General features: G+C 71.8%; 20 protein-coding genes and 1 riboswitch. Of the genes, 11 read left to right on the forward strand and 9 right to left on the reverse strand.

The genetic code is table 11. The features are described from left to right. Nucleotides 1–163 precede the first annotated feature (163 nt). The gene (locus EBN88_RS06050; RefSeq protein WP_122182763.1) at nucleotides 164–1,444 is read right to left on the reverse strand and encodes a helicase domain-containing protein; all 1,281 of its coding nucleotides are present in this window, start codon (nucleotides 1,442–1,444) and stop codon (nucleotides 164–166) included. A 268-nt stretch (nucleotides 1,445–1,712) separates the two neighbouring features. On the opposite strand from EBN88_RS06050, the gene EBN88_RS06055 reads away from it, so the two are divergent. From EBN88_RS06055 to EBN88_RS06070, 4 genes are all read left to right on the forward strand, one after another. Continuing rightward, a complete protein-coding gene (locus tag EBN88_RS06055; RefSeq protein WP_147472664.1) occupies nucleotides 1,713–2,813 on the forward strand; it encodes a hypothetical protein in 1,101 nt (366 codons plus the stop codon). A gap of 75 nt (nucleotides 2,814–2,888) precedes the next feature. Beyond that, the gene (locus EBN88_RS06060; protein WP_122182765.1) at nucleotides 2,889–3,365 is read left to right on the forward strand and encodes an NUDIX domain-containing protein; all 477 of its coding nucleotides are present in this window, start codon (nucleotides 2,889–2,891) and stop codon (nucleotides 3,363–3,365) included. Nucleotides 3,366–3,639: 274 nt separating this feature from the next. After that, complete coding sequence (locus tag EBN88_RS06065) at nucleotides 3,640–4,053, forward strand: ATP-binding protein (protein WP_122182798.1); 414 nt, start codon at nucleotides 3,640–3,642, stop codon at nucleotides 4,051–4,053. A gap of 47 nt (nucleotides 4,054–4,100) precedes the next feature. Continuing rightward, the gene (locus EBN88_RS06070; RefSeq protein WP_407703377.1) at nucleotides 4,101–4,994 is read left to right on the forward strand and encodes an RNA polymerase sigma factor SigF; all 894 of its coding nucleotides are present in this window, start codon (nucleotides 4,101–4,103) and stop codon (nucleotides 4,992–4,994) included. A gap of 46 nt (nucleotides 4,995–5,040) precedes the next feature. Here EBN88_RS06070 and EBN88_RS06075 read toward each other — a convergent pair whose 3' ends face one another. Continuing rightward, nucleotides 5,041–5,499, reverse strand: a complete 459-nt coding sequence (locus EBN88_RS06075) for a hypothetical protein (RefSeq protein ID WP_199742273.1) — start codon at nucleotides 5,497–5,499, stop codon at nucleotides 5,041–5,043. A 61-nt stretch (nucleotides 5,500–5,560) separates the two neighbouring features. Between EBN88_RS06075 and EBN88_RS06080 the strand changes: the two genes are divergently transcribed. Both EBN88_RS06080 and EBN88_RS06085 read left to right on the forward strand, forming a co-directional pair. Continuing rightward, nucleotides 5,561–6,529: a diacylglycerol/lipid kinase family protein gene (locus EBN88_RS06080; protein ID WP_122182768.1), complete on the forward strand. Its 969-nt coding sequence runs from the start codon at nucleotides 5,561–5,563 to the stop codon at nucleotides 6,527–6,529. A 335-nt stretch (nucleotides 6,530–6,864) separates the two neighbouring features. Further along, a complete protein-coding gene (locus tag EBN88_RS06085) occupies nucleotides 6,865–7,122 on the forward strand; it encodes a WhiB family transcriptional regulator (protein ID WP_062206726.1) in 258 nt (85 codons plus the stop codon). Between the two features lie 193 nt (nucleotides 7,123–7,315). Here EBN88_RS06085 and EBN88_RS06090 read toward each other — a convergent pair whose 3' ends face one another. After that, a complete protein-coding gene (locus tag EBN88_RS06090; RefSeq protein WP_122182769.1) occupies nucleotides 7,316–8,800 on the reverse strand; it encodes a sensor histidine kinase in 1,485 nt (494 codons plus the stop codon). Nucleotides 8,801–9,111: 311 nt separating this feature from the next. Further along, nucleotides 9,112–9,744 carry a TetR/AcrR family transcriptional regulator gene (locus EBN88_RS06095; protein WP_122182770.1) on the reverse strand — a complete coding sequence of 211 codons (633 nt, stop codon included), beginning with the start codon at nucleotides 9,742–9,744 and terminating at the stop codon, nucleotides 9,112–9,114. A gap of 119 nt (nucleotides 9,745–9,863) precedes the next feature. Here EBN88_RS06095 and EBN88_RS06100 point away from each other — a divergent pair, with 119 nt between their 5' ends. Beyond that, the gene (locus tag EBN88_RS06100) at nucleotides 9,864–10,622 is read left to right on the forward strand and encodes an SDR family oxidoreductase (protein ID WP_122182771.1); all 759 of its coding nucleotides are present in this window, start codon (nucleotides 9,864–9,866) and stop codon (nucleotides 10,620–10,622) included. A 14-nt stretch (nucleotides 10,623–10,636) separates the two neighbouring features. Here the strand turns inward: EBN88_RS06100 and EBN88_RS06105 are convergent, their stop codons facing one another. From EBN88_RS06105 to EBN88_RS06125, 5 genes are all read right to left on the reverse strand, one after another. Next, nucleotides 10,637–11,689, reverse strand: a complete 1,053-nt coding sequence (locus EBN88_RS06105; protein WP_407703378.1) for an SIS domain-containing protein — start codon at nucleotides 11,687–11,689, stop codon at nucleotides 10,637–10,639. A 143-nt stretch (nucleotides 11,690–11,832) separates the two neighbouring features. After that, nucleotides 11,833–13,386, reverse strand: a complete 1,554-nt coding sequence (locus tag EBN88_RS06110; RefSeq protein WP_122182773.1) for a glycoside hydrolase family 3 protein — start codon at nucleotides 13,384–13,386, stop codon at nucleotides 11,833–11,835. A 6-nt stretch (nucleotides 13,387–13,392) separates the two neighbouring features. Next, a complete protein-coding gene (locus tag EBN88_RS06115; RefSeq protein ID WP_122182774.1) occupies nucleotides 13,393–14,205 on the reverse strand; it encodes a carbohydrate ABC transporter permease in 813 nt (270 codons plus the stop codon). Further along, complete coding sequence (locus EBN88_RS06120) at nucleotides 14,202–15,185, reverse strand: carbohydrate ABC transporter permease (RefSeq protein ID WP_122182775.1); 984 nt, start codon at nucleotides 15,183–15,185, stop codon at nucleotides 14,202–14,204. The genes EBN88_RS06115 and EBN88_RS06120 overlap by 4 nt, the downstream gene beginning before the upstream one ends. Before the next feature lie 78 nt (nucleotides 15,186–15,263). Further along, nucleotides 15,264–16,523: an extracellular solute-binding protein gene (locus EBN88_RS06125; protein ID WP_122182776.1), complete on the reverse strand. Its 1,260-nt coding sequence runs from the start codon at nucleotides 16,521–16,523 to the stop codon at nucleotides 15,264–15,266. 274 nt (nucleotides 16,524–16,797) lie between these two features. On the opposite strand from EBN88_RS06125, the gene EBN88_RS06130 reads away from it, so the two are divergent. The 4 genes from EBN88_RS06130 to EBN88_RS06145 all read left to right on the forward strand — a co-directional run bounded on the left by EBN88_RS06130 (nucleotide 16,798) and on the right by EBN88_RS06145 (nucleotide 21,698). Continuing rightward, nucleotides 16,798–17,559 (forward strand): GntR family transcriptional regulator, encoded by a 762-nt coding sequence (locus tag EBN88_RS06130; RefSeq protein WP_122182777.1) that lies wholly within the window; start codon nucleotides 16,798–16,800, stop codon nucleotides 17,557–17,559. A gap of 210 nt (nucleotides 17,560–17,769) precedes the next feature. Next, on the forward strand, nucleotides 17,770–19,914 hold the full coding sequence (locus EBN88_RS06135) for a carbon starvation CstA family protein (protein WP_233580490.1): 2,145 nt from the start codon (nucleotides 17,770–17,772) through the stop codon (nucleotides 19,912–19,914). Then, nucleotides 19,911–20,117, forward strand: coding sequence for a YbdD/YjiX family protein (locus EBN88_RS06140; protein ID WP_325052725.1), 207 nt, complete (start codon nucleotides 19,911–19,913; stop codon nucleotides 20,115–20,117). The genes EBN88_RS06135 and EBN88_RS06140 overlap by 4 nt, the downstream gene beginning before the upstream one ends. 147 nt (nucleotides 20,118–20,264) lie before the next feature. Then, a complete protein-coding gene (locus EBN88_RS06145; RefSeq protein ID WP_122182779.1) occupies nucleotides 20,265–21,698 on the forward strand; it encodes a DUF2079 domain-containing protein in 1,434 nt (477 codons plus the stop codon). 182 nt (nucleotides 21,699–21,880) lie between these two features. Next, nucleotides 21,881–22,044: riboswitch (cobalamin riboswitch) on the forward strand. Nucleotides 22,045–22,080: the final 36 nt, after the last annotated feature.

Genomic DNA, 22,080 nt, shown 5'->3' on the forward strand with positions numbered 1-22,080 from the left:
ACCCCGGGCAACCCGACAGCTTCACCCCTCTGACCTGCGATCCCTCGAATGCAGACCCGCTGACCAGCACCCCCATAGACATCGCCCAGATCGACAAGATCTTCTGGGAGACCAAGAAGGCCTGACCCGGTCCTCCCGCCCATCCGACCGGCGTTTCCCCCGGTCATGGGCCGCACCACCCCCGCACCCGGGCCGTCCGGGGCGCCGAGCACGGCGTTCCCGGACGGCCCGGGTGCGGTCGGCCGCCGCCCGCTGGGCCGGTGAGCAGCGGGCTGCCGTCCAGCACGTCGGTCCCGTAGCGGGCGGCGACCCGTTCGACCAGCTCGTCCAGGAGGAGGTCCCGGAAGACCGGAGCCGCCTCGTTGTGCCGCGGCCCGGCCTGACGGGTCCGCTCGACCAGCCGCGCGCACGCCTCGTGCGGAACGGTCAACGGCTGCCGGTCCACGACGAGTCGGCAACCCTCGTCCGGCGGCCGCCCGCGGTCCTCGACGGCGGCCGCCAGCACCTCCGCCATGGCCAGCCGCCCCCTGGTCTCCGCGCTCGCCGCCGGCCCGGCACCCCGGGCGGTCACCCCGGCGAAGAGCCGGTCTACGGTGGCCAGCAGCACGCCGGTCTCGCCCAGGGAGGGCAGCACCTCCCCGATGTAGGAGAGGAACGTCGCCGTCGGCCCGACCACCAACACCCCACTCCTGGCGAGCCGTTCGCGCCGGGTGTGGAGCAGGTAGGCGGCCCGGTGCGGCGCCACCGCCGTCTTGCCGGTGCCGGGGCCGCCCCGCACCACCAGCACGCCGGCGTGGTGCGCGCGGATCACCTCGTCCTGCTCGGCCTGGATGGTGGGCACGATGTCGCTCATCCGGTCGGTCCTGGCGACGGTGAGCGCCTCCAGCAGCGCGGCGTCCCCGTTGACCTCGGAGGTGCCGCCGGAGAAGTCCTCGTCCCAGATTCCGATCACCCGCCGCCCCCGCGACCGAATGTGCCGCCGCCTTCTCACCCGCTCCGGGTGGAGAGCGGTCGCCACATAGAACGGGCGGGCCGCCGGCGCCCGCCAGTCGATCAGCAGCGGGGTGAGTTCCCCGTCGTCGGCACGCAGTCCGATCCGGCCCACATAGCGGGTTTCCGCATTCGCGCCCGCCGGCTCTCCCTTCCTCTCCTGGATATCCGCCGCGCCGATTTCGCGTCCGGCCCTCCCTCCGGTGGTGTTCGCCATATCGAGCCGCCCGAAGCACAGGCCGCTGTCCACCGCGTCGAACCGGACGACCCGACGCGCCAACTCGTGTGCGCCCAGGTCGCGTTCGACCAGGCCCTGGTGGGTGAGGCCGGTGCTGGCCAGGGTGGCGTCGAGCGCGGCGACGGCCTCGTTCCGCAGGGGGTCGAGACGGGCGTGCAGCCCGTCCGGACAGGCATGTTCGGCCGCGATCTCCGGACTTTCTCCGCCGTTTGACAAGGCAATCACCTATTCGCCAGAATTCGCTTGGGAGTTGACGTGTGACACCCAATCGAGCACGCCAAACCACGCAATGCAGCGAGGAATTCACCGCACCCGCAAGGTGCGGTTTTCTGGTTGTTCGGCCCCTCCCGCTCGCCCGGTTTTCCGCGCCCCGTGCAACGCCTTCGCAACAGCCCGGGCTCCGCGCCTTCCCCACGCCCGCGACCGCTGCCATGGTCGAGAGGGCCGCCGACCAGCGGCCTGTCGTCAGCCACGGGGGGAAGCCATGACCGCACCACCTGAGCCGAACACGCCCGGCGCACCGCCGCACGTCCCCGCGCCCCTCCCCGACCCCGCGCCCGCACGCGCCTCCCTGGAGCACGGACCCCGGTATCTCGTCGCCGGCGTGCTGCTGTTGATCTTCGGCGGGGGCGTGATCGCCTGGGTGATCACCGGGATCAACGACTCCCCCGTCAGCTCCGCCGACGACCTGTTCCGCGCGCTGGTCGACCCGCTCCGCCCCGTGGACCTGAGGGCGTTGACCCCGTACGAGTGGATGTTCGCCGTCGCCCTGGTCACGGTCGCCGTGCTGGCCCTCTGCCAGCGCCGGGTCGCCAGGGGCGGCGCGCTGGTGCTGGCCTTCCTGCTGCTGGCGCTCTGCCTGCGGCAGGCCGTCGGCGCCCTCGACGACGGCTACCGCGCCGGCTTCGACGCGCCCACCTACGGCCCCTGGACCCTGGCGACCTACGCCGTCGGCCTGCTGATCGCGGTCACCGTGCTGATCCTGCTGCTCCCCGCCCGCGAAGCCGCCCGCGAACCGGCCGGCCAGCTCCCGCCCCACCCGGGCGAACACCCCGGCGGCCCCCGCCCGTTGGGCACCCTCGGCGTCCTCGGCGGCGGCCTGCTGATCGCGCTGGCCCTGGCCGACCTCGCCTGGACGCTGGACAACCAGCGGCTGGCCGCCGAGTACGACCTCAAGTCCTGGGGCGAGTACTTCCGGGACCTGGTCGACCCGTCGCTCTTCCACTCGCCCACGTCCCTGACCAGCGGCATCTACTTCCACGAGGCGGCGCTGGCGATCTCCATGCTGGTCGTCGGGGTGCTGGCCTGCCTGGGCAGGCCGGTGGCCAGGGGCGCCGGCCTCACGCTGCTGGCCATGGCCGCCTACCTGGAGTACCGCGCCGTGGCCCTCTCCTTCCGGATCGGCGACTGGAGCGCGTACCTCGACTCGACCCGGGGCACGCTGATGCTGCTCACCATGCTGCTCTCGGTGCCGGCCCTGCTGATCGCGATCCTCGGCCTGGGATTCGCCGGTTCGGCCCGCGCGCCCCGCCGCCGGCCGACCCCGGCCTGGCCGCACCCGGGCCCGCCGCCGTTCCCCCGCTGAACCCGACCGGCCGCCACCGCCCGCCGTCGAGGAGCCGACTCCCGCCCAACGGGCGGCCCCACCTAGGCTGGTGGCATGTCGCAGACCCTGCCGCCGGCCGTCCAGTCGATGACCCTGCTCGCCGCCGCCGTTCTCGTCCACGACCGCGCCACGAACCGGGTGCTGCTGCTGCGACGTGGCCCCAGGGCCAAGTTCGCGCCCGGCCAGTGGGACCTGCCGGTCGGCAAGTGCGACCCCGGCGAGCCCGTGGCGACCGCCGCCGTGCGGGAGCTGCGGGAGGAGACCGGCCTGGTCGTCGAGGAGTCCTCGCTGCGGGTCGCCCATGTGCTGCACGCGGCGCGCGGGGTCGGGGCGCCCAACGGCTTCCTCACGGTGATCTTCCTGACCGACACCTGGCGCGGCGAGGCCCGCAACGTCGAACCGGACAAGCACTCCGAGGTGCGCTGGGTCGACGTCAACGCCCTCCCGGAGAACGTGGTGTTCGGCTCCGACCGTGTGATCGACCGCTGCCTGGCCGACGAGGTGGGACTCACCCAGCTCGGGTGGGCGTGACACGACGGCCGAACGGGGCAGTACGATCAACGACCACCGCGCGGTGACCACGCACAACATCTGTCGCCGACAGGGGATTTGACGCGGCCTCACCGGGCACACTACGCACCGAGCGCACTACGATGAGTAATACCGCTGAGGTGGTCAGGCCGGTCGGTCGCGTCCCCGGGCCAGGCGACAGCGCGCGGTGGATCGCGGTAGCGTCGCAGGGCGGCCAGGGCACCGACCGGTGCCAGGGAGCGTCTACGAACTGTGAGTCTCTGTGGAGGTGAGGGTGTCCCCATTCCCAGGTGAGCCCGGATCGCAGGACTTCGTCGAAGTCCGGCTGCCGGCCGCCAGCGCCTATCTGTCGGTGCTGCGCACGGCCACGGCCGGGCTCGCCGCGCGGCTGGACTTCACCCTCGACGAGATCGAGGACCTCCGCATCGCGGTCGACGAAGCCTGCGCGATCCTGCTCCAACAGGCCATCCCCGGAAGCGTGCTCGACTGCGTCTTCACGCTGGTCGGCGACGCGCTCCGGGTGACGGTCTCGGCCCCGACCACCGAGGGCCACGCCCCGGAGCGGGACACGTTCGCCTGGACGGTCCTCACCGCGCTCGCCGGCGAGGTCGAATCGGCCGTCGCCGAGGACAGGACGGTCAGCATCAGCCTGCACAAGAAGCGCGGCGCCGCCCCCGGAACGCCGTGACCGGCGCCGAGGGGCCGCCACGGGACGAGGGGGCCGAGGTGAACGAGGTGGAGCAGACAGCGCGCACGGCGGCACAGCCGGCCGGCGCCAGCATTCCCGGGCAGAGCGATCCGGTGGACCCGGTGGCACCGGCGAGCCGACCCGAGCGCGCCGAGCCGCAGCCGCGACGCAGGGTCGCTCCCGACCCGCAGGACCGGAGCGCGGCCCGTGGCCTCTTCGTCGAGCTGCGCAACCTGCCCGAAGGCTCGGCCGAGCGCGCCGAGTTGCGCGACACCCTGGTGCGGATGCACCTGCCGCTGGTCGAGCACCTGGCCCGCCGCTTCCGGAACCGGGGCGAGCCGCTGGACGACCTGACGCAGGTCGCCACCATCGGCCTGATCAAGTCCGTGGACCGCTTCGACCCCGAGCGCGGCGTGGAGTTCTCCACCTATGCCACGCCCACGGTGGTCGGCGAGATCAAGCGCCACTTCCGGGACAAGGGCTGGGCGGTGCGGGTCCCGCGCCGGCTCCAGGAGTTGCGTCTCTCGCTGAGCCAGGCCACCGCCGAGCTGTCCCAACAGCACGGCCGCGCGCCCACGGTGCACGAGTTGGCCCAGCGACTGAACATCTCCGAGGAGGACGTGCTGGAGGGGCTGGAGTCGGCCAACGCCTACAGCACGCTCTCGCTGGACGTCCCCGACACGGACGACGAGTCGCCGGCCGTCGCCGACACCCTGGGCGCCGAGGACGACGCCCTGGAGGGCGTGGAGTACCGGGAGTCCCTCAAGCCGCTGCTGGAGCAACTCCCGCCCCGCGAGAAGAAGATCCTGCTGCTGCGCTTCTTCGGCAACATGACCCAGTCGCAGATCGCCCAGGAGGTCGGCATCTCCCAGATGCACGTCTCCCGGCTCCTGGCCCGCACCCTGGCCCAACTCCGGGAGAAGCTCCTCGTCGAGGAGTGAGCCCAACGCCGCGCGCCCCACGCGCACCCGCCCCCGCTCCGCCCCCTCAGGCGGAGCGCGGCCCCACCCCCAGCGCCTCGGTCGCCGTCGGGCTGAGCACACAGCCGAGCACCAACAGCGCGGAGGCGGCCAGCGGCAACGCGGCCGCGACCCAGCCGCCCCCGCTCCCCAGCAGCGTGAACGCGACCGGCAGCGCCAACAGCTGCGCCATCACCCCTGGCCCCCGGCTCCACCGCCGCAGCCGCCACAGCCCGTGCCCGGCGACCAGCGGCAGCACCGCCAGCGCCACCAGCGTCACCGCGCCCGCGACCGCCTGCGCGGGATCGCCCGGGTCCCCGGTCAGCGCCAACACCAGGATCACCAGCCCCACCCCGACCAGCACCGCGCCCTGGGCCGCGCACACCACGGCGGCCACCGCCACCCTGCGCGGCCGCGCGGCGTCCTTCCCTGCCGCGGCCATCTCCCCGTCCGTCCCCCCGGGGCTCCGCGCGCTCTTCTCGCTCACCCGGCCAGGGTATAAGGCACCGCCGACACCTCCCCCGCCCCGACCTGGGTACCCTGCACCCATGCGCGCACTTCTCGTGGTCAACCCCGTCGCCACCACCACCAGTGCGCGCACCAGGGACGTGATCAGCCACGCGCTCGCCAGCGACGTCAAGCTCGACGTCGCCGCCACCGAGTACCGGGGCCACGCCCGCCGGCTGGCCCGCCGGGCCGCCGAGGCCGGCACCGACGTGGTGATCGCCCTGGGCGGCGACGGCACGGTCAACGAGGTGGTCAACGGGCTGCTGCACGACGGCCCCGACCGGGACGGCCACCTGCCCCGGCTGGCCGTCGTGCCCGGCGGCTCCACCAACGTCTTCGCGCGCGCCCTCGGCCTCCCCAACGACGCGGTGGAGGCCACCGGCGCGCTCCTCGACGCCCTGCACGCGGGCTCCGAGCGCGCCATCGGCCTGGGCCTGGCCACCGGGACCCCGGGCACCCAGGACGCCGAGGTGCCGAGCCGCTGGTTCACGTTCTGCGCCGGATACGGCTTCGACGCCGGGGTGATCGGCCGGGTCGAGGGCCAGCGCGAGCGCGGCAAACGCTCCACCCACGCGCTCTACGTCCGCCAGGCGATGCGGCACTTCCTCGGCGACCGCCAACGCACCCACGGCACCATCTCGTTGACGCGGCCGGGCCAAGACCCGGTCGAGGGGCTGGTGTTGTCGATAGTCTGCAACACCGCGCCCTGGACGTTCCTGGGCAACAAGCCGATGTACGCGGCCCCCCGGGCCTCCTTCGACACCGCGCTCGACGTGCTCGGCCTCTCCCGCCTCTCCTCCGCCGCCGTCACCCGCTACGGCACCCAACTCCTGCGCTCCAGCCCGGACCGAGGGCCACATGGCCGACATGTGGTGTCGTTGCATGACGAAACGGAGTTCACCTTGCAATCGCAGGTGCCACTGCCGTTTCAGCTTGATGGTGACCACCTCGGACTGCGAAACAGCGTCTCCTTCACAGGCGTGCGCCGTGCACTGCGTGTGATTGTGTGAGCGGAACCGCCAAAAGTCCTTGTAGTCGAACGTTTAGCGCAGACTCCACCCAAGGGAATTAGGGTTGTGAGCTAGGCGACACCAAGGATTCAAAAAAAACTTCACGGAAGGGGTTGTATCCGTCGCCGAGGTTTGCGAACCTCTTCATGGCGATCGGGACGGCCAAACCTCTGGCCCCCTTGAGAGTCCGAATCCTTCCTCCTCATCCTCCGGGATCGCAGTGAGGTCCTCACCCAGAGTGACGTCCAGCGGCACTCATTGCTTCGTGAGGGGATTCGTGAAAGCGTTCACATTCACAAGCAATGTAACTGCAACGTGCAGGAGATGGAGCAGACATGGACTGGCGTCACAGCGCCGTTTGCCGCGAGGAAGACCCCGAGCTGTTCTTCCCCATCGGCAACACCGGTCCCGCGCTGCTGCAGATCGAGGAAGCCAAGGCCGTCTGCCGCCGCTGCCCCGTGATGGAGCAGTGCTTGCAGTGGGCTCTGGAGTCCGGTCAGGACTCCGGCGTGTGGGGCGGCATGAGCGAGGACGAGCGCCGTGCGATGAAGCGTCGCGCCGCTCGCAACCGGGCGCGTAAGGCCACCGCCTGACAGGCTCGCCGCCACCACCTTCGCTGCCCCGAGCCGCAGCACCCGCACCGCCCACGGTGCATATCGCGTAGGACGTGATGAGCCCCGGCACCCGGCCGAACACCGGCCAGGACGCCGGGGCTTAGTGCTGCCCGGCGGACTCGCCAGGACGCGGGCTGACGCCGCGTCAACGAGGCGACGCCCGCCTCACCCGTCAGCGCTTCTCCGGTTCCAGCGGCAGGTCCAGCACCACCCGGGTGCCGCCGCCGTCGGACGGCAGCATGTCGAAGCGCCCGCCCAACTCCCCCTCCACCAGGGTGCGCACGATCTGGAGGCCGAGGTTCCCGTCGCCGCGCGGGTCGAAGCCGGCGGGCAGGCCGCGCCCGTCGTCCTCCACCGTGACCAGCAGCCGGCTGGGGCCGCGTGGCGCGTCGGTGCGCGCCGCCACCACGTCGATGGCGCCCCGCTCGCCGGGGCCGAAGCCGTGTTCCAGGGCGTTCTGGAGGACCTCGGTGAGCACCATGGACAGCGGCGTCGCGGTCTCCGCGTCCAGGATGCCGAAGCGGCCGGTGCGCCGGCCCACCACCCTTCCCTCCGGGGAGAGTTCGGCGACCATGGTGATCACCCGGTCCGCGATCTCGTCGAACTCCACGCGCTCGTCGAGGTTCTGGGAGAGCGTCTCGTGCACGATGGCGATCGAGCCGACCCGGCGCACCGCCTCCTCCAGCGCGGCCCTGGCGCTGGAGTCCCCGGCGGCGCCGATCCGGCGCGCCTGGAGGCGCAGCAGCGCGGCCACCGTCTGGAGGTTGTTCTTCACCCGGTGGTGGATCTCCCGGATGGTGGCGTCCTTGGTGATCAACTCGCGCTCCCGCCGGCGCAACTCCGTCACATCGCGCAGGAGTATCAACGACCCGATGCGCTCGCCCTTGGGCTTGAGCGGGATCGCCCGGAGCTGGATCACGCAGTCGGCGCCCTCGATCTCGGCCTCCCTGGGCGCCCAGCCGCTGGCCAGCTTCACCAGGGACTCGTCCACCGGCCCTCGGGTGGGCGCCAGTTCGGCGGTGGTCGGCCCCAGCGGGAGACCCACCAGATCCGTGGCCAGGCCCAGGCGGTGGTACGCGGAGAGGGCGTTGGGGCTGGCGTACTGCACCACGCCATCGGCGTCCAGCCGGATGAAGCCGTCGCCGACGCGGGGCGCCCGGTCCATCCCCACCTGCTGCCCGGGGAACGGGAAGGCACCTCCGGCGATCATCTGCGCCAGGTCGGACGCGCTCTGGAGATAGGTGAGTTCGAGCCGGCTGGGGGTCCGCACGGTCAGCAGGTTGGTGTTGCGGGCGATCACCCCGAGCACCCGGCCCTCCCGACGGACCGGGATCGACTCCACCCGCACCGGCACCTCCTCGCGCCACTCCGGGTCGCCCTCGCGCACGATCCGGCCCTCGTCCAGCGCCACGTCCAGCAGCGGCCGCCGGCCCCGGGGGACGAGGTGGCCGACCATGTCGTCCTGGTACGAGGTGGGGCCGGTGTTGGGCCGCATCTGGGCGACGGAGACATAGCGGGTGCCGTCCTCGGTCGGCAGCCACAGCACCAGGTCGGCGAAGGACAGGTCGGACAGGAGCTGCCACTCGGAGACCAGGAGGTGGAGCCACTCCAGGTCTCCGGTCCCCAGGGCGGTGTGCTGACGTACGAGGTCGTTCATGGAGGGCACACCCGGAGCTTACCGGCGTACGCCTTGAGACGGTTCCGATGCGCCTTGTGATCAACTTGTGACGGGGAACGGCGAAACGGGGCAGGAAGTCCGTTCAGAGCATGGACACATGGGAGGCGGCCGGTCCAGAATGAGGTAACCGTTGACTTCTGCTCTCCCCGCACAGGAGAGCAGAGCGGGGCCCGGCGCTTTCTGCCCTGACGGCGCCCCGGGCCCATATCGCTCCGGGCTGCGGTGCCAAGAGGGTTGAGGGTCCCTCTTCGGTGCCGCGGCCCGTGGGTGGTTCCCCGCCGAGGTCCGGTTCACCTCTCCCGCTCGGCGTCCTCCTGCGGCAGTTCCCGGGGCCAGGCGCTCATCGCCAGCTCCGCCACGGCGGTCAACTCCTCGACGTCCGCGCCGTCCCGTGCCTGCTGGCTCATCCCCTGCATCACGACGCCCGTGTACCGGGCGAGGGCGTCGGCGTCCACGCTCGCCGGGAGCACGCCCGAGGCGATGTCCATCCTGATCCGGCCGCGGAAGGCGCGCAGGTTCCCCTCGCGCACGACGCGCAGCTCCTCGGCCACCTCGCGCACGGACTCCTGGTAGTTGGTGACCGCCGAGACGATCAGGCAGCCCGTGGGGCGGCCCGGCGTGGTGTACTCCACGGCCGCCTCGCGCAGCACCCGGCCGACGGCCGCGCGGGCGGTGGGCTCCTCGGCCATGGCCCGGCCGACGAAGGAGCCGTAGCGCTCCACGTAGTGCGCCACGACCTGCTCGAAGAGCGTGCGCTTGTCCCCGAAGGCGGCGTAGAGGCTGGGCGCCCCGATGCCCATGGCGGCGGTCAGGTCGGAGATCGAGGTGGCCTCGTAGCCGTGCTGCCAGAAGGCGCGCGTGGCCTGCTCCAGCGCGGCGTCGCGGTCAAAGGAACGGGGGCGTCCACGCGATCGGGTGACCATGCCGCCAATTCTATAGCGCTCGTTCGAGAAATGGTGCTACGGTTCTTTCTGTAACGAGCACTAGTCAATTCGCCCGGGGCGTCGATACCGGGGCGATCTCAGGGGAAGAGGTGCGCCTCATGGGCACGCTGAAGGGCAGGACGGCGCTGGTCACCGGGGGCAGCCGGGGCATCGGGCGGGGCATCGCCGAGCGGCTGGCGCGCGAGGGCGCCCGGGTCGCGGTGCACTACGGGGAGCGCGACGCGGCGGCGAAGGAGACGGTCGCCGCCATCGAGGCGGCCGGCGGCAGCGCCTTCGCCATCGGGGCGAGGCTGGGCGAGCCGGGGGACGCGGAGGCGCTGTGGGCGGCCTTCGACGAGCGGGCCGACGGCCTGGACATCCTGGTGAACAACGCGGGCGTCGGCGACGGCGGCGGAGGGATCGCGGCGACGACGGCCGAGGAGTTCGACCGCGTCCAGGCGGTCAACGTCCGGGCCCCGTTCTTCGTGATCCAGCACGGGCTCTCGCGGCTGCGGGACGGCGGCCGGATCGTCAACCTCTCCTCCGGGCTCGCCCGGCGGCCCGGCATGATGCCGGACCTGGTCGCCTACTCGATGACCAAGGCCGCCATCGAGGCTCTGACGGCGGCTCTGGCCGGGGAGTTGGGCCCGCGCGGGATCACGGTCAACGCGGTCTCCCCCGGCATCGTCGACACGGAGATGAACGCACGGCTGGAGCTGTCCGACCCCGAGCGGAGGGCGGCGATCGCGAGCATGTCGCCGCTCGGCGAGGTGGGGACGCCGGCGCACATAGCCGACGTGGTCGCCTTCCTCGCCTCGGCCGACTCCCGCTGGGTCACCGGCCAGTCCATCGACGCCACCGGGGGTGCTCTGCTCTGAGTCCGGCGCCCCGGCTAGCGCGTCTCGGTGACCTTGGCCAACGCGCGGGGGACGTCGGGGTCCTGGCCCCGGGCGCGGGTCACCTCGTAGGCGAGGAGCTGGAGCGGGATGATCTCCAGGATCGGCGCCAGCTCCTCGTCCAGGTCGTCGGTGGGCAGGGCGAAGCCCGCCGAGGCCCCGGCCAGGGCACGCTCGGGGCCGACGACCATCAGGTCGGCTCCCCGGTCGGTGAGCCGGTCGAGCACCGGGCGCAGGGCGTCGCCGCCCCTGCCCCCGGTGACGATGGCGATCACCGGGAAGACGTTGTCCACCATGGCCAGCGGGCCGTGGAGCAGGTCGGCGCCCGAGTAGGCCAGGGCCGGCACATAGCTGGTCTCCATCAGCTTCAACGCCGCCTCCCTGGCGGTGGGGTAGCCGTAGCCGCGCGAGGTGAGGACCATGCGTTCGGCGAAGCGGTAGCGGGCGGCCAGTTGGCGGATCTCGTCCCGGCGGGCCAGGACGCGCTCGGCCAGGTCGGGCAGAGGCCGGGCGGCGGCGGTGCCGTCGCCGCCGCCCAGGGCGACGACAAAGAGATAGAGCGCCAACAGCTCGGCGGTGTAGGTCTTGGTGGCGGGCAGCGCGCGCTCGGGCCCGGCCAGCACGTCGATGGCGTACTCGCTGGCCCTGGCCAGCGGGGACTCCGGGTTGTTGGTGACGGCGAGGGTGATCGCGCCGCCCTCGCGGGCGGCGGTGGTGGAGGCCACCAGGTCGGGCGAGCCGCCTGACTGGCTGACGGCGATCACCAGGCAGTCGCGCAGGTCGGGCTTGGCCTCGTAGGCGGTGGTGGTGGACATGGAGGTGAGACCACAGGGCAGTCCCAGGCGGACTTCCAGCAGGTACTTGGCGTAGAGCGCGGCGTTGTCTGAGGTGCCGCGCCCGGTCAGCAGGACGAAGCGCGGTTGACGCTCCGCGATCTGCCGCGCGACGTCGGCGACGCGCGGGGCCCCCTGCTCCAACAGGCGGCGCAGCACGGCGGGTTGCTCGGTCATCTCGGCGAACATCAGCCGGCCTGGCTCGGTGGCGGACATCGGGGCTTCTCCCAGCCGGAAGGGTGCGGACGAGGACATCGGACGGACAGGGCGCGCGCCGCCGGGGCGGCGCGCGCGTCACACGAAGGGGAACGCGAGGAGGGGCCGTGGGACACGGCGACGGAACGGGCCGGCCGGCCGACTCAGTCGGCGCGGCGGCCGGTGAGGGCCTCGGCGGCGGCCTGGGCACAGACCCGGGCGGCGCCGTAGGTGGCCAGATGCGTGCCGCCCACGGGCGGGGCGTGCGGCACGCCCATCTCCACCACGACGGACTCCGGCCTGGCCGCGAGGAGTTCGGCGACGGTCTCGGCCATCCAGGCGTGGCGGTGGCGGTCCCTGACGACGACGACCAGGTGCCGCTCCCCCGCCGCCGCCAGCACCTGGCGGGCGAGCCCGGCGGGGCCCGCGCGTTCGGCGTCGGCGCCGGCGTGGCCGCTGACGGTGGTGCCGGGGAGCAGCCGGGCCAGTTCGGCGCCGGGGCCCCAGGGAGTCTCCTCGCCCACGGCGATGTTGGCCGCAGGGCTGAGGGTGACCACATGGGCCGGCCCGGTCAGGGGTTGGAGCGGGGCGTCGTCGGGACGGCTGACGCGCACCGCGCGGCGGGCGGCGGTCAGCCCGATCCCGGTGCCATCGGCGCCGGCCGGGTCGGCCGCGCCCCGTTCCCGTTCGGCGGCGGTCCAGCGGCCCAGGGCCCGCACCCGCTCCGCCGCCTCGTGGAGCCGTTCCTCGGGGAGTTCGCCGGAGCGCACGGCCCGCACCAGGGCGTCGCGGAGCCGCAGCACCTCGGCCTCGTCGGAGGGGGTGCCGCCGATGCAGAGCGCGTCGGCGCCGGCAGCGACGGCCAGGACGCAGCCCTGTTCCAGGCCGTAGGTCTCGGCCACCGCCCGCATCTCGATGGCGTCGGAGTAGATCAGCCCGTCGAAGCCGAGGCCGCCCTCGGCGGCCGGGGCGCGCAGCAGACCGGTCAGCACGGCGGGGCTGAGGGTGCCGGGCCGGTCGGGGTCGAGCGCGGGCACCACGATGTGGGCGCTCATCACGCACCGGGTGCCGGCGGCTATCGCGGCCCTGAAGGGCGCCAACTCCCGCTCGTGGAGCGTCTCCAGGTCGATGTCGATGCGTGGGAGCGCGTGGTGGGAGTCCACGTTGGTGTTGCCGTGTCCGGGGAAGTGCTTGACGCAGGCGGCCACGCCTGCGGACTGGAGCCCCTCCACATAGGCGACGGTGTGCCGGGCGACGAGGTCGGGTTCCTCGCCGAAGGAGCGGACCCCGATCACGGGGTTCTCCGGGTCGGAGTTGATGTCGGCGGACGGCGCCCAGTTGACGTTGACCCCGCAGGCGGCGAGCCGGCGGCCGATCTCGGCCGCGACCGCGCGGGTCAACTCCGGGTCGTCGACGCTGCCGAGCGCGTGGTTGCCGGGGACCGAGGACCCGCCGTGCACGTCGAGGCGGGTGACGTCGCCGCCCTCCTCGTCGACGGCCACCAACACGTCGGGCCTTGCCTGCCGCAGATGCCCGGTCAGCTCGGCGAGTTGCTCGGTGGAGACCACGTTCCTGCCGAAGAGCCCGACGCCGGTCATCCCGTTCTCCAGCTGGGCCAGCAGCCAGTCGGGCGCCCGGTGGGTGCCGGCGAAGGTGGGTTGCAGAACGGCCAGCGCGTCCCGGGTGACGGTGTCGGAGTCGGGTACCACGGTGGTCATGGCGCGTTATCCCTTCACGGCCCCGGCGGAGAGCCCGCCGGTGGCCCGTCGCTGGAGAAGGAGGAAGACGATCAGCACGGGGATGGTGACCAGGGTGGAGGCGGCCATGGTGGCGCCCCAGTCGTTGCCGAAGTTCGTCTGGAACTGCGTCAGCCAGAGCGGGAGGGTGGCGGCGTCGGGCGACTTGTTGAGGACCAGCACCATGGCGTACTCGTTCCACGCCGCGATGAAGCCGAAGAGCGAGGTGGCCATCAGCCCCGGGCCCAGCAGCGGGAAGATCACCCGCAGGAACGCCTGGCGCCGGTTACAGCCGTCGAGCATCGCCGACTCCTCCAGTTCCTTGGGCACCGCCGCGATGAAGCCGCGCAGCGTCCAGATGGTGAAGGGCAGGGACATCACGAAGTAGATCAGCGTCAGGGTCAGGAGGCTGTTGAGCATCTCGGCGTCCCTGGCGTTCAGATAGACGACGATGATCAGGATCTCCCAGGGCGCCATCTGCGCCATCATCACCGCGATCACCATGCCCCTGCGGCCCTTGAACTCCAGCCGGGCGATGGCGTAGCTGGCGGCCAGCGCGACGGCGAGCGCCAGCAGCACGGCCCCGACGGTGACGACGACGCTGTTGGTCACATAGGTCCAGAACAGCTCGACCCCGGTGGCCGTCGAGTAGTGCTCGAAGGTCGGCGTGAAGAAGAAGACGGGTTCCTTGGTGAGCACCTGGGAGTTGCTCTTGAAGGAGGTGCTGACCATCCAGTAGACGGGGAAGATGAACAGCGCGGACAGCACCAGGGCCGTGCCGTTGAGCCAGACCTTCCTCATGAGTTCTCCTTCTCCTGCTTGAGGATCAGCCGGAAGTAGAAGGACATGGCGATCAGCAGGATCACCAGCGTCAGCACCGAGATCGCGGCGGCCATGCCGTACTGGTTCTGCCCCATGCCCTCGACGTAGGCCATCACCGGGAGGGTCTCGGACTGGCGGTCGGGCCCGCCGGCGTTCATCGCGTAGATCTGCGCGAACGCCTTGAAGACCCAGATGATCTCCAGGAACGTGGTGATCATGAAGAAGGGCCGCATGATCGGCATCAGGATGGACCAGAAGATCCGCTGCGAGGAGGCCCCGTCGCACCGGGCGGCCTCCCAGATCTCGCCGCTGACGGTGGTCAGCCCCGCGTAGAGGTTGAGGGCGACGAACGGGACCGAGGTCCAGACGATCAGCAGGGTGACGATGGCCAGCGTGGACATGCCGCTGCCGAACCAGTTGTGCTGGTCGTAGCCGGAGAAGCCGAGGGTGCGCATCACCCAGTTGGCGAGGCCGAACTGGGTGTCGAAGAGCCACCGGAAGACCGTGGTGCTGGGGATCACCGGCATCGCCCAGGCCGCCACCAGGGAGATGGCCAGCACCAGCCGCATCTTCTTGCCGAGGGCGTTGAGCAGCAGCCCCAGCAGCGTTCCGAGGACCATGATCAGGACCACGTTGGCGGCCATGAAGAAGAAGGTGCGGACCAGGGAGTCCCAGAAACGTTCGTTCTCCAGGACCGCCTTGTAGTTGTCGAGCCCGGTCCACTCCGTGGTCCGGGAGATCAGCTGCCGGCGGCCGAACTCCTGGAACGAGATGAGCACGTTCCGGGCCAGGGCGTAGCCGAGGACCGCCAGCAGGGCGAACACGGCGGGTGCCAGCAGCAGGTACGGCACCAGGCCCGAGGGCACCCGCCGGCGCGGTGGCCGCCGGCCCTCGCCTGGTCCCCGGCTCCCCTTCACCGGGGGCGGTGGTGCCGGTGCTTCCTCGATGTGCACGGTCATGCGCGTCTTCCCTCGGGTGGCGAACAAGGGCGAGGGGGTGCCGTCGCCGGTGACGGCGGCACCCCCTGGGGGGGCTGGCTACTCGCGGTTGATCCGCTCGGTGATCTCCGCGTCGGCCTCCTCGGCGGCGGACTGGTAGTCCTGGCCGTTGATGGCCTTGGTCATGAGTTCCTTGATCGGGTTGGGATCGGTCTCGACGTTGGCCCATCCGGTGGTCAGCGGCGGCAGGTAGCCGACGTCGGCGGAGGCCACCATCGCCTCGGCGAAGCTGCCCTCCTCCGGGGTGGCGGTGACGTCCGTGCGGTTGGGAACGACGCCGCCGTTGTTGGCGTCGACGTACTTCTGCGCCCACTCCTGGGAGGTGGCCATGCGCAGCCACTCGTCGGCCATCTCGGGGTTGCCCGCGCGCTCGTTGATCGCGAGGTTGGAGCCGCCGAGGAAGACGTGGCCCAACTGGTCGGGGGTCTTGCCGGGGATCGGGAAGTAGCCGAGGTCGGCCTCGCCACCCTGCTCCTCGATCGCGGCGATGGCGCCCGCCGCCTCCCAGCCGAGGCCGACCCACGAGGCGACCTCGCCGTTCGGCACGACCTCGGTGGACTGCTGCGGCTCGGCCTCGTCGATCTCGGCGGGGGCGCTGGAGAAGGACTGGAGTTCGGCGTAGAACTCCATGCCGGCCTGCGCCTCGGGGGTGGCCAGCGCGCCGGCCCAGCCGTCGCCGTCCTCCACGGCGAAGCTGCCGCCCTCGTCCGCGACGAACCCGCCCATCACGTAGTAGCTCTGGCCTGGCAGGTAGATCGGTTCGGCATCGGTGTTCTCCTGGATGGTCTCCAGCGCGGTGATCCACTCGTCGCGCGTGGTGGGCACCTCGGCGCCGGCCTCCTCCCAGATGCTCCTGTCATAGATCACCACGCGGTTCGCCCCGTACCACGGCACCGCGTAGAGCGTGTCGTCCACCTGGGCGGACTCCAACATGGCCTCGTTCCACGGCTCGTCGGCGAGGTCGCCCAGGTCGGCGAGGCCACCGGTGTTGGCGTAGCCGACCGTCTGGGTGTTGCCGATCTCCAGCACGTCGACGGTGCCGTCCTCGGAGAGCGCGGTGGTCACCCGGTCCTGGATGCCGTCCCACTGCTGGATCTCGACGTTGACGGTGACGCCGTGCTCCTCCTCGAAAGCGGCGTTCAGCTCCTCCAACCACGCGTCGGGGGCGGAGCCGTCCATCAGCCAGACGGTGATGGCGCCGGAATCGCCGCCACCCCCGCCGTCGTCGCCCGAGCCGCAGGCGGCGACCGTGGCCGCCATGGTGGCCACGCCGATAGCAGCGATCAGCTTGCGCTTCACGTCACCCTCCTTCTCGTGCCGGCACCCGTCCACATGGTGGTGGCGCGGGGCGGCCGTCGCGTTAGTGGTGTAGACAAGAGGTTTAGACCAGTTGCACGGGAGCCTGGACCAGACCAGGAAGGGTGTCAAGAGCCCACGAGCCGCCGGGCGGGTCCGTTACCGGACCGACATCTGCCCTGGGGCGGCGGCCCGGCGCGGCCCGTGCCACGATGTCAGCTGCGATCTTTCGGAGGAGCCGGTGACGGCAGAACACAACGAGTCGGAGGGGTGGGACATGGCCAGCGAATCGGGTGCCGCCGACGCCGCCGACCGGGTTCGCACGGCCCGCGTCCCCAAGTACTACCGTCTCAAGCGCCATCTTCAGCAGATGACCGAGACCATGCCACCCGGCACTCCGGTGCCGCCGGAACGGTCGTTGGCGAGCGAGTTCGACACCTCCAGAACCACCGTGCGTCAGGCGCTCCAGGAGCTGGTGGTGGAGGGCCGACTGGAACGCATCCAGGGCAAGGGCACCTTCGTCGCCAAGCCCAAGGTCTCGCAGACCCTTCAACTCACCTCCTACACGGAGGATATGCGCGCCCAGGGCCTGGAGCCCACCTCTCAGCTGCTGGAGATCGGCTACATCAACGCGGACGAGCGGCTCAGCCGGCTGCTCGACCTGCCGGAGGGCGGACGGGTCCTGCGGATCGAGCGGCTGCGGCTGGCCAGCGGCGAGCCGATGGCCATAGAGACCACCCACCTGTCCCACGAGCGCTTCCCCGCGCTGCGCCGCAGCCTGGTCCGTTACGCCTCGCTCTACACCGCGCTGGCCGAGGTCTACCAGGTCCATCTGGCGCACGCCGAGGAGACCATCGAGACCTCGCTGGCCAATCCGCGCGAGGCCGGGCTGCTGGGCACGGACGTCGGGCTGCCGATGCTGATGCTCTCGCGGCACTCCCGGGACACCGAGGGTGAGCCGGTCGAGTGGGTGCGTTCCGTCTACCGGGGCGACCGCTACAAGTTCGTGGCCAACCTGGAGCGCCCGCACCCCTCCTGACCGGTGGTGACTCCGCCGGCGCGTGCGCCGGGCGCGCACGCCCCATGGTCAAGGCGGCTCCGGTGGCCTAGATTCCCGGGGCAGTCAATGAGGACCAGCCGGCAGACACGGGAGCAAAACGTGCAACTCCTAGGTCAGGCGCGCCAGGCGCGAACGCGTTCGATCATCATCTGGACCGCCGTCTCCGTCATCGGGGCCATCGGCTGGGCCATGTTGGCCCTCTCCCGAGGAGAGGACGTCTCGGCGGCGTGGATGGTGGCGGCCGCGCTCGGCTCCTACGCCATCGGGTACCGCTTCTACTCCCGTTTCATCCTCCGCCGGGTGCTGCGCGCCGACCACACCAGGGCCACCCCGGCCGAGCGCCTTGAGGACGGGCTCGACTACCAGCCGACCGACCGGCGGGTCCTGCTCGGCCACCACTTCGCCGGGATCTCCGGCGCCGGGCCGCTGGTCGGCCCGGTGCTCGCGGCGCAGATGGGCTATCTGCCGGGAACGATCTGGATCATCGTCGGCGTGATCTTCGCCGGGGCCGTCCAGGACATGGTGGTGCTCTTCTTCTCCACCCGCAGGGACGGCAAGAGCCTGGGGCAGATCGCCCGCGAGGAGATCGGCCCGGTGGGCGGCGTGGCCGGGGTGCTGGCCATCTTCAGCATCATGATCATCCTGCTGGCGGTGCTGGCGCTGGTCGTGGTGCAGGCGCTCGCCGAGTCGCCCTGGGGCACGTTCTCCGTCGGCATGACCATCCCGATCGCCCTCTTCATGGGCGTCTACCTGCGCTACCTGCGGCCCGGCCGGGTCTCCGAGGTCACCGCCGTGGGCGTGGGGCTGCTGCTGTTCGTGATCGTCGCCGGCCGCTGGGTGGCCAACTCGGGCCTGGCCGACACCTTCACGCTCGCGCCGCGCACCCTGGTGATCTGGCTGGTGATCTACGGCTTCGCCGCCTCGGTGCTGCCGGTCTGGCTGCTGCTGGTGCCGCGCGACTACCTGTCGACGTTCATGAAGATCGGCACCATCGGGCTGTTGGCGCTGGCGCTGGTCGTGACGCTGCCGACGCTGAGGATGGAGGCGGTCACCGACTTCGCGAGCAACGGCGAGGGCCCGGTCTTCGCCGGCTCGCTCTTCCCGTTCGTCTTCATCACCATCGCCTGTGGCGCGCTCTCCGGCTTCCACGCGCTGATCTCCTCGGGCACCACGCCCAAGATGATCCAGAAGGAGACCCAGGTGCGCAGCATCGGCTACGGCGCGATGCTGATGGAGTCCTCGGTCGCGGTGATGGCGATCACCGCCGCCTGTGTGCTGGACCCGGGCGTCTACTTCGCGATGAACGCGCCGCCGGCGGTGATCGGAGACACCGTTCAGGCGGCGTCCGAGACGATCAGCTCCTGGGGCTTCGTGGTCACGCCCGAGCAACTCAGCGCCGCCGCCGAGTCGGTGGAGGAGGGCTCGCTGCTGTCCAGGACCGGGGGCGCGCCCACGTTGGCGCTGGGGCTGGCCGCGATCCTCTCGGAGATCCTCGGCGGCGACACGATGATGAGCTTCTGGTACCACTTCGCGATCATGTTCGAGGCGCTCTTCATCCTGACCGCGATCGACGCCGGCACCCGCGTCGGCCGGTTCATCCTCCAGGACGCGCTGGCGAGCACCCACCCGAGGATGGCCAGGTTCCGCGCCACGGGCTGGCTGCCCGGCGTCGCGCTGACCAGCGCCGTGGTGGTGTGCCTGTGGGGCTGGCTGCTGTGGGTCGGCGTCAACGACCCACTGGGCGGCATCAACACGCTCTATCCGATCTTCGGCATCTCCAACCAGCTGCTCGGCGCGCTCGCGCTGGGCCTGTGCACGGTGCTGCTGATCAAGTCCGGCCGGCTGAAGTACGCCTGGGTCACCGCCGTGCCGATGGCCTGGGTGGCCACGGTCACCCTCACCGCCAGCTGGCAGAAGGTCTTCTCCGGCGACCCCACCGTCGGCTTCCTGGCCCGCCGCGACCAGTACCAGGACGGCATCGACGCCGGCCAACTCCTGCCGGGTGCCCAGGACATGGGCGACATGCGGACCATCGTCAACAACGCGACGCTGGACGCGGCGCTCAGCGCCGTGCTGGCACTGCTGGTGATCATCGTGTTCCTCGACGCGTTCCGGGTGGCGCTCAGGGCGATCCGCACGCCCGACGAGGTGCGGCTGCACGAGGCGCCCTATGTGGCCTCCCGGCTGATCGCCCCCGCCCAGCTGATCGCCACCCGGGAGGAGAAGGCCGAACTGGCGCGGGCCGGGCTCGGGCCCGGCGGCGGGATTCCGCGACAGCGCGACGACGCCGGCGACGGGACGTCCGTCACCGCCGAGAAGGGCGAGCGGGAGTGAACGCGCTGACCGCGCCGCGCCGGGCGCTGGCCTGGCTGCGCTGGTATGTCACCGAACTCACCGGCGAGAACGCCTACCAGCGGTACCGGGAGCGGGCCGAGGCCGCCGACCCCGGCGCCCCGCTGCTCAGCCGGCGCGAGTTCGAGAAGCGGCGCACCGACCGCCGGTACGCCGACCCGACCTCCCACCACGGCTGCTGCTGACCACGCCGCACATCTCGGCCCCCGGCCCCCGAAACGCGGGACCGCCGGGGGCTGAGGTGTGCGAACCAACGGCCCTCGCCTAGCGTTTCTGTCTGGTGAGAACCGTCGCGGGGGCTTCCGCGCGCGGGCGGCGGGCTGAGGAGGGGCATGGCGACCATCGAGCGGGACCGGGCCGGCGAGGCCGAGGCACCGCCGGCCGAGCCGCGCCGCCGGCTGCCCGGGTCGCGCGACCCCTATCCGCTGGCCGGCGTGCTCTTCGCGCTCTACACGGTGCTCTCCGTGGGGCGTTACCGCGACCTGCGGACCCGCTCCTGGGACCTGGGCATATTCGAGCAGGCCGTCGCCTCCTACGCGCGGCTGCGCGAGCCGGTGGCCGACCTCAAGGGGCCCGGATTCCTCATCCTGGGCGACCACTTCAGCCCGGTCACCGCGCTGCTGGCCCCGTTCTACCGGGTCTTCCCCAGCCCGGTGACGCTGCTGGTGGCGCAGGCGGCGCTGTTCGCGCTGGCGGCGGTGCCGGTGACCCGGGTCGGCATCGCGCTGCTCGGCCGGGCGCGCGGGCTGACGGTCGGGGTGGTCTTCGGGCTCTCCTGGGGCGTGCAGCAGGCCGTTGACTTCGACTTCCACGAGATCTGCTTCGCGGTGCCGCTGATCGCCCTCGCGCTGGAGGCGCTGCTGCTGGGGCGGTGGCGGGCCGCGTTGGCGTGGGCGCTGCCGCTGGTGCTGGTCAAGGAGGACCTCGGGCTGACCACGGCCGCCATCGCGCTGGTGGTGGCGCTGCGGTCACGCGACCGCGATCCGGGGGCGGCGCGGGCGGCCTGCGCGGTGGCGGTGGGCGGGGCGGCGCTGTGCGCGCTGACGCTGCTGGTGCTGATCCCCGCGTTCAACAACGCCGGGGACTACGACTACTGGACCAAGCTCAGCGAGGAGGGCGGCGGGGGCGGCCCGTTGGGCGCGCTGCTGGACGGGATCGGCGAGAAGGCCAGGACGCTGCTGTGGCTGCTGCTGCCGACCAGCGGGCTGCTGGCGCTGCGCTCCCCGCTGCTGCTGGTGGCGCTGCCGACGCTGGGCTGGCGGTTCGTCTCCCACGAGCCGCACTACTGGGGCACCGACTTCCACTACAGCGCGGTCCTGATGCCCGTTGTGGTCCTGGCGCTGGTGGACGCGTTGGCCAACTCCGGGCGTTCGCACCGGCGTTGGCTGCGGGACTACGCCCGCTTCCTGCCGGCCGGGCTGCTCGGGGCGACGCTGGCGCTGAGCCCCTCGCTGCCGGTGGCGCAGCTGACCGAGGCGGAGACCTGGCGCCCCGGCGAGGTGGCCAGGGAGGCGGAACGGGTGCTCGCGGCCGTCCCCGACGACGCCGAGGTGGCGGCCAACGTCCGCCCGATCGCGCGACTCACCGGCCGTTGCCGGGTGTTCTGGGTCGGAGACCCCCATGTGCCCGCCCCCGACTACCTGGCCTACCACGGCCCCGGCATGTCCCCCACGGGCATGGTGGAGCGCGCCGCCCAGCTGTACCCCGAGGCGGAGTACGCGGTCGTCGAGCACGGCGCCGGCTACTTCGTGCTGCGCCGGGAGTGACGTGGCAGCGCCCCCGGACGCGACCCGGAACGCGACACGCCCCGGCGCCGTGGCGCGGGTTTCCTGACGCGGAACGCGTCGCAACCGCACACGCCCGGGAGGCGTCCCCGGTGCCCAGAGGGCCCCGGAGCCCCGTGGGCGTTCGCAGGTGAACGCGCCACGCGACGAGACGGAGAACACAACATATGGGGCTGCTCGTTGGGAGTGGCACAAGATGTATGCTCGACCTCGCTGTCGCCGCAGGGGAATCCGGTGGGAATCCGGAGCTGTCCCGCAACGGTGTGTCATGGCCTGCTTTGCTTTCGCCCTGACGAGTCCGAATGCCTGCCGACGGCTGATCACGTCCAAGCCCCGTGGGCTGGGCCGAGGGACGCGGTGCGGT

Source organism: Streptomyces triticirhizae (genome assembly GCF_003696235.1).
Taxonomy (GTDB): Bacteria; Actinomycetota; Actinomycetes; order Streptomycetales; family Streptomycetaceae; genus Streptomyces; species Streptomyces triticirhizae.

Coding starts and splice junctions, on each gene's coding strand:
- EBN88_RS06085 (WP_062206726.1), top strand. CDS start 6,865: ATGGACTGGCGTCACAGCGCCGTTTGCCGCGAGGAAGACCCCGAGCTG.
- EBN88_RS06080 (WP_122182768.1), top strand. CDS start 5,561: ATGCGCGCACTTCTCGTGGTCAACCCCGTCGCCACCACCACCAGTGCG.
- EBN88_RS06110 (WP_122182773.1), bottom strand. CDS start 13,386: ATGACCACCGTGGTACCCGACTCCGACACCGTCACCCGGGACGCGCTG.
- EBN88_RS06105 (WP_407703378.1), bottom strand. CDS start 11,689: ATGTCCGCCACCGAGCCAGGCCGGCTGATGTTCGCCGAGATGACCGAG.
- EBN88_RS06055 (WP_147472664.1), top strand. CDS start 1,713: ATGACCGCACCACCTGAGCCGAACACGCCCGGCGCACCGCCGCACGTC.
- EBN88_RS06130 (WP_122182777.1), top strand. CDS start 16,798: ATGGCCAGCGAATCGGGTGCCGCCGACGCCGCCGACCGGGTTCGCACG.
- EBN88_RS06145 (WP_122182779.1), top strand. CDS start 20,265: ATGGCGACCATCGAGCGGGACCGGGCCGGCGAGGCCGAGGCACCGCCG.
- EBN88_RS06090 (WP_122182769.1), bottom strand. CDS start 8,800: ATGAACGACCTCGTACGTCAGCACACCGCCCTGGGGACCGGAGACCTG.
- EBN88_RS06100 (WP_122182771.1), top strand. CDS start 9,864: ATGGGCACGCTGAAGGGCAGGACGGCGCTGGTCACCGGGGGCAGCCGG.
- EBN88_RS06115 (WP_122182774.1), bottom strand. CDS start 14,205: ATGAGGAAGGTCTGGCTCAACGGCACGGCCCTGGTGCTGTCCGCGCTG.
- EBN88_RS06095 (WP_122182770.1), bottom strand. CDS start 9,744: ATGGTCACCCGATCGCGTGGACGCCCCCGTTCCTTTGACCGCGACGCC.
- EBN88_RS06120 (WP_122182775.1), bottom strand. CDS start 15,185: ATGACCGTGCACATCGAGGAAGCACCGGCACCACCGCCCCCGGTGAAG.
- EBN88_RS06135 (WP_233580490.1), top strand. CDS start 17,770: ATGTTGGCCCTCTCCCGAGGAGAGGACGTCTCGGCGGCGTGGATGGTG.
- EBN88_RS06060 (WP_122182765.1), top strand. CDS start 2,889: ATGTCGCAGACCCTGCCGCCGGCCGTCCAGTCGATGACCCTGCTCGCC.